Here is an 8,823-nt window from a genome sequence, read left to right as displayed (position 1 = left end):
GGTCGAGGCAATCGCCTTGTGCACCAGCAACGGCGTGCCGCCCCGCGCGGCATCGCCGCGCCAGTGCGAGGAGCCGAAGCCGATGAACCAGACGGTAACGATGATGGCCGCCATCAGCCAGTGAAACAGCCGTGCGCCGCCGGGGTATCGCGGTTGAGACATGATTTCTCCTCCTATATAATCGCCACGCGCAATAATTGAATTTGCAAACAGACGGCGGCTCGCTGCGCGTCGCACCCTCGTCCCTATTCCTGCTCGGCGCCCGGCACCCGCCGACGCGCATCACTCCGCTTGACGCACGCCGATATCCCGACATGCCCGATTTCGATCACTACCGGTTCACCGAAGCGTTTCCGTACCTGCTGGCCAAGGTCGGCGTGCGCATGGAACAACTGTTCACCGCCGAACTGCGCGAGGCCGGCCTGACGCTGCCGATGTATCGCGTGATGGCCGCCCTGCGCGAGCAGGAAGACCAGCGGCTCATCGATCTGGCCGAAATGGTGTCGAGCGAACTGTCCACGTTGTCGCGGCTGGTCGGCAAGATGATCACGATGCGTCACGTCACGCGCAAACGGCTGACCGACGACGGCCGCACGGTGTGCATCGCACTGACGCCGGCCGGCCGCGCGCTGGTCGAGCGCTGGATTCCGCGCGCGATCTACTACGAGCAACTCGCCACGGCCGGGCTCGAGGGCGCGCAGCTCAAGCAACTGAAGCGGCTGATGGATCACATCTTCACGAACCTGCACAGCGTCGAGATCGGCACGTCGCTGCCCGAGCCCGAACCGGCCGCGCCGGCGCGCAAGCGCGCAAGCCCGGCTGCGCGCAAGACGCGCGGCTGAGGCGCGCGCCTCAGGCCGCCTCAGGCCACGTCAGGCGCGGTTCGTGGCCTGCGCCTCAGGCCGAAGCCGCGTACGTCTGCGTGATCTGCTTGCGCTCGACGAAATCCTCCAGCGACGCCACGCCGCCCAGCCGGCCCAGCCCGCTCGACTTGTAGCCGCCTTCCTCGAATTCCACGGCGATGTTGGCCCAGCCGTTGATCGAGATGAAGCCCGCCTCCAGCCGCCGCGAGACGCGCACCGGCCGATCGACGTCGCGGCTCCATACGCAGGCGCTCAAGCCGTACTCGCTGTCGTTCGCCAGCGCGACTGCTTCGTCCTCCGTATCGAATACCTGCAGCGTCTGCACCGGGCCGAACACTTCCTGTTGCGCGATGGCGATCGAGGCGTCGCTGATTTCCAGCAGCGCCGGACGATAGAAGTTGCCGTCGGCCAGCGGCGGCTCGGTCACGATCCCGCCGCGCACGATGGCCTTGGCGCCGGCCGCCAGCGCAGCCTCGACCATCGCGTCGATGCGCGCCAGCGAGGCGCGGTCGATCAACGGCCCCATGTCGCTCGCCGGGTCGGCGGCCGGCCCCGGCCGCACGGCGCGCAGCCGTGCCGCGAGGCCTTCGCGCACGCGCTCCGCGATGCCGCGTTGCACCAGGATGCGGCTGCCGCACATGCAGAACTGCCCGGCGAACACCGTGGACGATTTCTCCAGCACCGGCAGCAGCGCATCGAGATCGGCGTCGTCGAAAATCAGATGCGGGGTCTTGCCACCCAGTTCGAGGCCCACCCGCTTCAGCCGCTCGGCGGCGGCCACGCCGATGGCGCGGCCGGTACGCGTGCTGCCGGTAAAGCTGACCGTTTGCACCTCGGGCGCCTCCACCAGATGCCGCGCCCCGTCGGCGCCCGATTCGATGAACACGTTGACCGCGCCGCGCGGCAGTTCCGCCACCGAGCCGATGATCTCGCTCATCAACGCGGCCGTTTGCGCGGCCTGCATCGGCATCTTGACGACCGCCGTGCAGCCGGCCGCCAGCGCAGGCGCGAGCGAACGCACCGATAGATAAGCCGGCGAATTCCACGGCACGATCAGTCCCGCCACGCCGATCGGCTGGACGATGCTCATGCCCTGGAAACCCGGGTAAGGGTCCATCACGCGCCCGAAGTTCTGCAGCGCCAGGCCGGCCGCGAAGCGCAGCCCGCGCACGATCAGGCCCGCTTCGAAACCGGCCTCGTAGCGCAGCTTGCCGTTCTCGCGGCACAAGGTGTCGACGATGTCGTCGCGGCGCGCTTCATACGCGTCGGCCAGGCGCATCAGCGCCACCGCGCGACGCTGCGGGTCGGCCGTCCAGCTTGGGTCCCGGAACGCACGAGCGGCGGCGGCCACGGCGCGCGCCGCTTCCTCGGCGCCGCCATCGTGATAGATGCCGATCGGCCGGCCCGTGGCCGGGTTCACGCTCTCGCCGGTGCGGGCCGAACCCACCCATTCGCCGTCGATCCAATGGCGTGCCTCGATCGGCGCACCGCCCTGTTGCTTGTCAATTTCCATTGCACTGCACTCCTCAGCTTCGGTGATTCCGTGAATCGGCAAATCGGTCCGGGGCATCTTACCCAGCAATCACAATAGTTGCAATTGCAAATGTAAGGCGGTTATTGCATGCCCCGACGCACCACGCTCAGAACCGCTGCCGCAAGCCCACGCGCACCACCACCTGCTTGTTGGTGGCCGATGGCGTGAAGCCGCCGATCGTCGCCACGGCCGGTTGATTGAGCGAATCTCGCCCGCTCGCGCGTTGCAGGATCGCGGCCAGATACACATCGGTGCGGCCCGAGAACGCGTAATCGGCAATCGCGTCGAGTTGCAGATATTTCGCGCCGCCGTCGCCGTCCACCGAGCTGCGGCGCGTGTAGTCGAACGCGATGCCGGTTTGCAGCGCGGGCGTGATCAGGGTGCGCACGCCGAGTTCGGCGCTCGTAAACACCGCATTGCCGGTATAGCCGAACGGGTTCGGCCCGGAAGCCGAGCCGAGCGAATCGAAGCGCGTGCGCGTCAGCACCCCACTCACGGTGGTCGTGCCGAACGTGTAGCTGCCGCCCAGCCCCATGATTTCGAGCGTATTGGCCGATGCATAGCCGGCGAAGGCCGGCATCGATTCGGGCGCGCTGGCGGAGCCGGCCGAGCCGATGTTGTTGGCGGAGGTCAGCCCCTTGTTCGGCGTATTGCCGTAGAACGACACGTTGGGATTGCGAGCGTTCAGGTAGCCGGCGCCGAACCCGAACGGGCCGTGCTCGTAGCTCGCGCCGAGCGACCACACCTGGTTCTGGCCCGACGCGCCGGGCACGCCGCCGAAGCTGTAGAGCGCGCTCACGCGCAACCCGCCGAACACCGGCGTGACGTACTTCACGGCGTTGTTGATGCGGTACAGCAGGCCGAGGTCGTCGACGTCGCCCACGTGCGACGACATCCATCCGGCCCACGCGGGCGCCGAGAAACGCTGGATCGAATCGAGCAGCGTGTCGTACTGGCGCCCGAACGTCAGCGTGCCGAGGTGCGACGACGCCAGCCCGACGAAGGCCTGCCGGCCGAACTCCGCGCCGCCCTGGGTCAATGCGCCGTTGTTGATGGTGAAACCGTTCTCCAGCGTGAAGATCGTCTTCAGGCCGCCACCGAGATCCTCCACGCCGCGAAAGCCCCAGCGGCTACCCGACAGGCCGGCCGTCAGGCCGTCCGCGAACGCCACGCTGCTCGCGCCCGTCGGCCGGCCGCCCGGCTTCGCCGTCTGCACGTCGTTGGTGTACGCCACGCCGGCGTCGATGATGCCGTACAGCGTCACGCTGCCTTGCGCCTGCGCGCAGACGGCAAAGAGCGCAGCGACGGCGCCCGCAATGCAATGCTTCATGACCAGTTGTCTCCGTCTTCATCTTAATAATTAGTTGTATTGAGTATTACGGTCTTGCCAGGGCGATGCGATGGGCGAGTATCGGTTCGATCACCTCCTTGCGGGCATGGTCAGGTCATGGCGGCGGCGTCAATCGAGCATCAATCCGCCTTGCGTTGCAGGACGAACGGGCGCGAGGTGCGCCAGCACGGCGCACCGGCGTCGAAGCCGTAGGCGGCCGCTTCCTCGGCGCGCTCGATCCGCTCGAACTCGCCGATCAGGCTTTCCTTCACGCCGAACACGGTGTCCTCGGCGAGCCACGGGCAATCGGGAGAGAAGATGTGCGTGATGACGGTTTCATAGCCCGCCGCGCGGATCATGAAATGAATGTGTGCGGCGCGGTTCGGATGGCGGCCCAGCGTGGCGAGCAGCTTGCCCACCGGCCCGTCGTCGGGAATCGGGTAATCGCGCGGGCGCACGCTGCGGAACCAGAACGCGCCGTCCGGCCCGCTCTCGAACTTGCCGCGCAGGTTGCCGTCGGGCTGCACGCCCTGCTGCTGCACGTCGTAGTAGCCGTCGTCGTTGGTCTGCCAGACATCGATCGTCGCGCCGGCCACCGGCTGCCCGTCGGTATCGGTCACCGTGCCCGTCACGACCAGCGGCTCGCCCTTGCCGTCGAGGCAGATGTTCGCGCCGGCCGGCAGCACCGGCAGGCCATCCACGTAGAACGGCCCGAGGATGGTGTTCTCGGTGGCATTGCCGGGGCGGCGGTGGTTGATCGCATCGACCAGCATCGACACGCCCAGTACATCGGACAACAGAATGAATTCCTGGCGCCAGTCGGTGCACATCTGCCCCGTCTCGGTCAGGAAGCGGATCGCGGCGAACCACTCCTCGTGGGTCGGCTCGATCTCCTTCACGGCCGCATGCAGATGCCGCACGATCGCGGCCGCGATGCGGGCGGTGCGCGGCTCGACATCGGGGCCGATCCGGGCGTTGACGGCCTCGGCCGAATGTTCTTCGGAAAACAACGGGTAATGGCGGTCGGAACGTTGAGAGATATCGGTCATGATGCGGGTCCATCGTTGCGGGGAATCGCGAGCGGCTCGGTGCCGCGCCAGGCGCGATCGAGCAGCCCGTGCAGGCCGGCCGCGTCGAGCGGTTGCGGATTCCAATAGGGGTTCGCGAGCGTCAGTTCGACCGCGTGCGCAATGCCGGATTCGGGCATGCCGATCTCGGCCAGCGAACGCGGCGCGCCGATCGCCGCATTGAGCCGGTGCAGCGCGCGGCCGGCGTCGTCCACGCCGAGCGCCGCCGCCAGCCGCGCGGTCACGTCGGGAATCGCCGGCGCGTTGTAGGCCAGCGCATGCGGCAATACCAGCGCGTGGGTTTGCGCATGCGGCAGGTCGAACGCACCGCCGAGCACGTGGCACAGCTTGTGGTGCAGCGCCATGCCGACCGAGCCCAGGCAGACGCCGGCCAGCCATGCGCCGTAGAGCGCATCGGCGCGCGCCGCGCGGTGGCCCGGCTCGGCCGCGATGACCGGCAGCGCCGTGAACAACGCGCGCACGCTGTCGAGCGCGAGCGCGGCGATGACCGGGTTGGTGTCGCGCGCATAGAGCGCCTCGACCGCGTGCGCGATCGCGTTCATGCCGCTCACGCCCGACATCGACGCCGGCAGGTCCAGCGTCAGATCCACGTCGTACAGCACGCACTCGGGCAGGATGCGCGGGCTGCGCTGGGTGGTCTTGATGCCGTCGCACGTCTCGCCGAGGATCGGCGTCATCTCCGAGCCGGCATAGGTGGTGGGCAACACGATCTGCGGCAGGTCGGTGCGCAGCGCGAGCGCCTTCGACAAGCCGGTGGCCGAACCGCCGCCCACCGACACGATGCCGTCGATGTCGTGCGCCTCGACGATCGCCATCGCGGCATCCGTCACGTCCACCGGCGTATGCATGCGCGCACCGTCGAAACGGGCCGCATAGCGCGTGCCGAGCCGCTCGGCCAGCTCGTCGGCCAGTTGCGCGTGCGGCGGCCCGTAAAGCAGCAGCGCGCGCGAGATGCCGAACCGGGCGGCCGCCTCGCCCACCAGGGCGCGCGTGCCGTGGCCGAAGCTCACGCTGCCCGGCAGGCTCTCGTAGACGAACGGCAGCCGCGCGTTCACGGCCACATAGTTCGGTGTACTCATCGCGCCAGCTTCAGCAGTTGCTCGGCGTTGGTGCGGCCGATCTTGACGCGGTCGTTCTCGCTGATCGAGGCCGCATCGAACCAGTCGGCTGCGTGATCGATGTTCTCGAACGGCCAGTCGGCCGAGAACAGGATGCGGTCCGAACCGATTTCGAGCATTGCGTCGATCAGCGTCTGGGTGCGGAAATTGCCGGACGTGGTCAGCCAGAAATGCTTGCGGAAATATTCGGCGATCGGCTTCTCGGCCGGGTAGTTCGGCCGCGCCGACACCCAGGCGTTGCGATTGTCGATGCGCCACATGCTGTAGGGCAGGCCCTCGCCGAGGTGCCCGAGGATGATCTTCAGGCCCGGGTGCGCATCGAACAGGCCGGAGCCCATCAGGCGCAACGCATGCACGGCGGTTTCCTGACCGAACGCCCAGGTCGGCCCCATCAGCCACGGATGGCCGTCGTAGATCGGCGCGCGGCCCGGTAGCGGGTTGCGCGGGTGCAGGTAGAACGGCACGTCGAGCGCTTCGAGCGCGGCCCAGAACGGGCGATAGCGCGGCAGGTCGTAGTACAGCTCGCCGCCTTCGTCCGAATCGGTGAAGCCGTTGACGAGCGCCCCCACGAAGCCCAGCTCGCGCACGCAGCGCTCGGCCTCGCGAATCGCCAGCTCCGGCTCCTGCATCGGCAGCGCGGCAAACGCGCGGAAGCGGTCGGGGCGCTTGGCGACCTGCTCGGCCAGGAAATCGTTGGCGCGGCGCGCCAGCTCGTCGGCACGTTTCGAATCGCGAATCGCCTGCACGGCCGGCGCATTCAGCGACAGCACCATCATCTCGATGCCGCCACGGTCCATCTCGGCGATGCGGCGTTCGTGGATGTCGAGCAGCCGGTGGCGAAGTTCGACCCAATCATCGTGCGGCACGAAGCCGGCCGAATCCTCGATCGTTTCGGCGATTGCGAAATGTTCCTCGAGCGCGATTTTTCCTACCTTGCTGAAAGCCATGCCATTCTCTCCAAGTTCAAGCAGCCGGTGTCGCCGCCGGGCCTCCGGCTCGGTGGCGACGCGATAAATCATCAGTACAACGAATTTCAAGCGTGATGCATCGAGATCCGTAACAACGTCCGGATCAGCGCCGCACGCGTGCCGTCACGAACTGCATGACGAAGCCGCGACGCCCTCACGCGCGGCAGCCGGCGAGGCATCCGCCGCATCGTCGGAACGGAGCGCGCGGCGGCGGCGCGCCAGCGCCAGCGTCATCGCGCACGAGGCCAGCGCGATGACGGCCGAGGCCACGAACATGATGCGGTCCGAACCGCCGAGCACCGCCAGTTGCCCGGCCGCCATCGGGCCGAGGATCGAACCGGCGCGGCCGATGCCGAGCCCCCAGCCGATGCCGGTAGCGCGAATGTGGGTGGGATAGACCGAAGCCGTCAGCGCATTGATCGCGGGCTGGCCGCCGACGATGCACAGGCCGCTGATCGTCACCACGGCCAGCAGCGGCACGAGCGGCAGCCCGGGCAGGCCGATCGACACGATGGTCGCGGCCGCCACGACGAACGCCGGCACCAGCACGCGCGCATAGCCGGCGCGATCGATCAGCAGGCCCATGCCGATGGTGCCGAGCGTGCCGCCCACCTGCAGCAGCGTGCCCACCGCGATCGCGACGCCGCGCGTATGACCGAGGTCGACGATGATGGTCGGCAGCCAGTTCGACAGGAAGAACAGGTTCAGCAGGTTCGCGAAGTTGAGGCCCCAGAGCAGCAGCGTGATGCCGGCGCGGCCGCCTCGAAACAGTTCGGCCACGGGCGCGCCGGACGGCTTCGCTGCGCGCGTGCCGGGCAGGAAACCGCCGCTCGCAAGGCCGGGCGCTACCGCTGCACCGCCGACGATACGCGCCACCAGCCGCGCCACCTGTTCGGGCCGACGGCCGCGCAACACCAGGAACTGCACCGATTCCGGCAACCACACCGCCATCAGCATGCCGATCGCGAGCGACACCGCCCCGCCCGCCAGGAACACGGCGCGCCACCCGGCCAGCGGAATCAGCCAACCCGACACCAGGCCGCCGAGCACCGCGCCGGCCGTGAAGCCGCACGACACCAGCATCATGGTCGACGCGCGCCGCCGCGCCGGGCTGTACTCGCTGACCAGCGCCATCGCGTTGCCCATGATCGCGCCCACCCCTACCCCGGTCAGCGTGCGCATCGCCAGCAGTTGCGCAACGCTGTGCGTGTGCCCGGTGCCGAGCATGCACACGCCGGCGAACAACATGGACACCACCAGCACGGGCCGCCGGCCGATCCGGTCGGCCAGCACGCTCAACGCCAGCGAGCCCAGCAACATGCCGACCAGGCTCGCCGAGAACACCGAGCCGAGCGCGCCGCGTTCGATGCCCCAGTCGCGCACCAACTCGGGCGCGACGAAGCCCATCGATTGCACGTCGAAGCCGTCGATGATCATGGCCGCGCCGGCCAGCAGGAAGATGCCGAGCTGAAAGCGCCCGACCGGGCGCGCATCGATCAGGGCCGGGATGTCGATCGCCGTCGCCGGCTGCGCGTGTTGCGGGGAAGAAGTGTTCATCGTGATCGTCCGACTCGTCTGGCGGTGATGCGCGAAGCTTGACGCAATGGCCGGCAGCTTGCCGCCGCCGGCCGACATTTATTTGCAAACGCAAACATGTGTCGAAGTATATATTTGCTTTTGCAAGTAAATATAGGCGTTTACGCGGAGGCGTCCAGACTTCCGAGCGGAAGCATTCCGAAAGGACAACAGGGGGAGCGACGCGAAAGGCATGACGGCGGCAGCCGGCACGCCGTGATCACTCACGCGTGCCGGAAACCAGGAAGACGGGGATGCCGGTTGGTGCGCACCGGCGAGCGCGCGTGGTCAGCTCAGCGCAGGGTCGAGCACGAGCGTGCCGCGGCCGGCGAAGCCCTTGATCAGGC

General features: G+C 68.1%; 7 protein-coding genes. 1 reads left to right on the top strand and 6 read right to left on the bottom strand.

From position 1 onward, the window contains the following. Positions 1–314: 314 nt before the first annotated feature. On the top strand, positions 315–842 hold the full coding sequence (locus ACYP33_RS23065) for a MarR family winged helix-turn-helix transcriptional regulator (RefSeq protein ID WP_414441551.1): 528 nt from the start codon (positions 315–317) through the stop codon (positions 840–842). Between the two features lie 55 nt (positions 843–897). Here ACYP33_RS23065 and ACYP33_RS23060 read toward each other — a convergent pair whose 3' ends face one another. The 6 genes from ACYP33_RS23060 to ACYP33_RS23035 form a co-directional block, all read right to left on the bottom strand. After that, positions 898–2,376 (bottom strand): aldehyde dehydrogenase family protein, encoded by a 1,479-nt coding sequence (locus ACYP33_RS23060; RefSeq protein WP_459624068.1) that lies wholly within the window; start codon positions 2,374–2,376, stop codon positions 898–900. 127 nt (positions 2,377–2,503) lie between these two features. Continuing rightward, positions 2,504–3,727: a porin gene (locus ACYP33_RS23055; protein ID WP_459624067.1), complete on the bottom strand. Its 1,224-nt coding sequence runs from the start codon at positions 3,725–3,727 to the stop codon at positions 2,504–2,506. 140 nt (positions 3,728–3,867) lie between these two features. Then, complete coding sequence (locus ACYP33_RS23050) at positions 3,868–4,776, bottom strand: intradiol ring-cleavage dioxygenase (protein WP_459624066.1); 909 nt, start codon at positions 4,774–4,776, stop codon at positions 3,868–3,870. Next, the gene (locus ACYP33_RS23045; RefSeq protein ID WP_459624065.1) at positions 4,773–5,894 is read right to left on the bottom strand and encodes a maleylacetate reductase; all 1,122 of its coding nucleotides are present in this window, start codon (positions 5,892–5,894) and stop codon (positions 4,773–4,775) included. The genes ACYP33_RS23050 and ACYP33_RS23045 overlap by 4 nt, the downstream gene beginning before the upstream one ends. After that, positions 5,891–6,880, bottom strand: coding sequence for an amidohydrolase family protein (locus tag ACYP33_RS23040; protein ID WP_459624064.1), 990 nt, complete (start codon positions 6,878–6,880; stop codon positions 5,891–5,893). Before ACYP33_RS23040 ends, ACYP33_RS23045 begins: the two co-directional genes overlap by 4 nt. A gap of 144 nt (positions 6,881–7,024) precedes the next feature. Further along, on the bottom strand, positions 7,025–8,458 hold the full coding sequence (locus tag ACYP33_RS23035; protein ID WP_459624063.1) for an MFS transporter: 1,434 nt from the start codon (positions 8,456–8,458) through the stop codon (positions 7,025–7,027). Positions 8,459–8,823: the final 365 nt, after the last annotated feature.

Source organism: Burkholderia sp. 3C (assembly GCF_054589155.1).
Note: the sequence above shows the minus strand (reverse complement) of the source record. Positions and strands in the feature narration are given on the sequence as shown.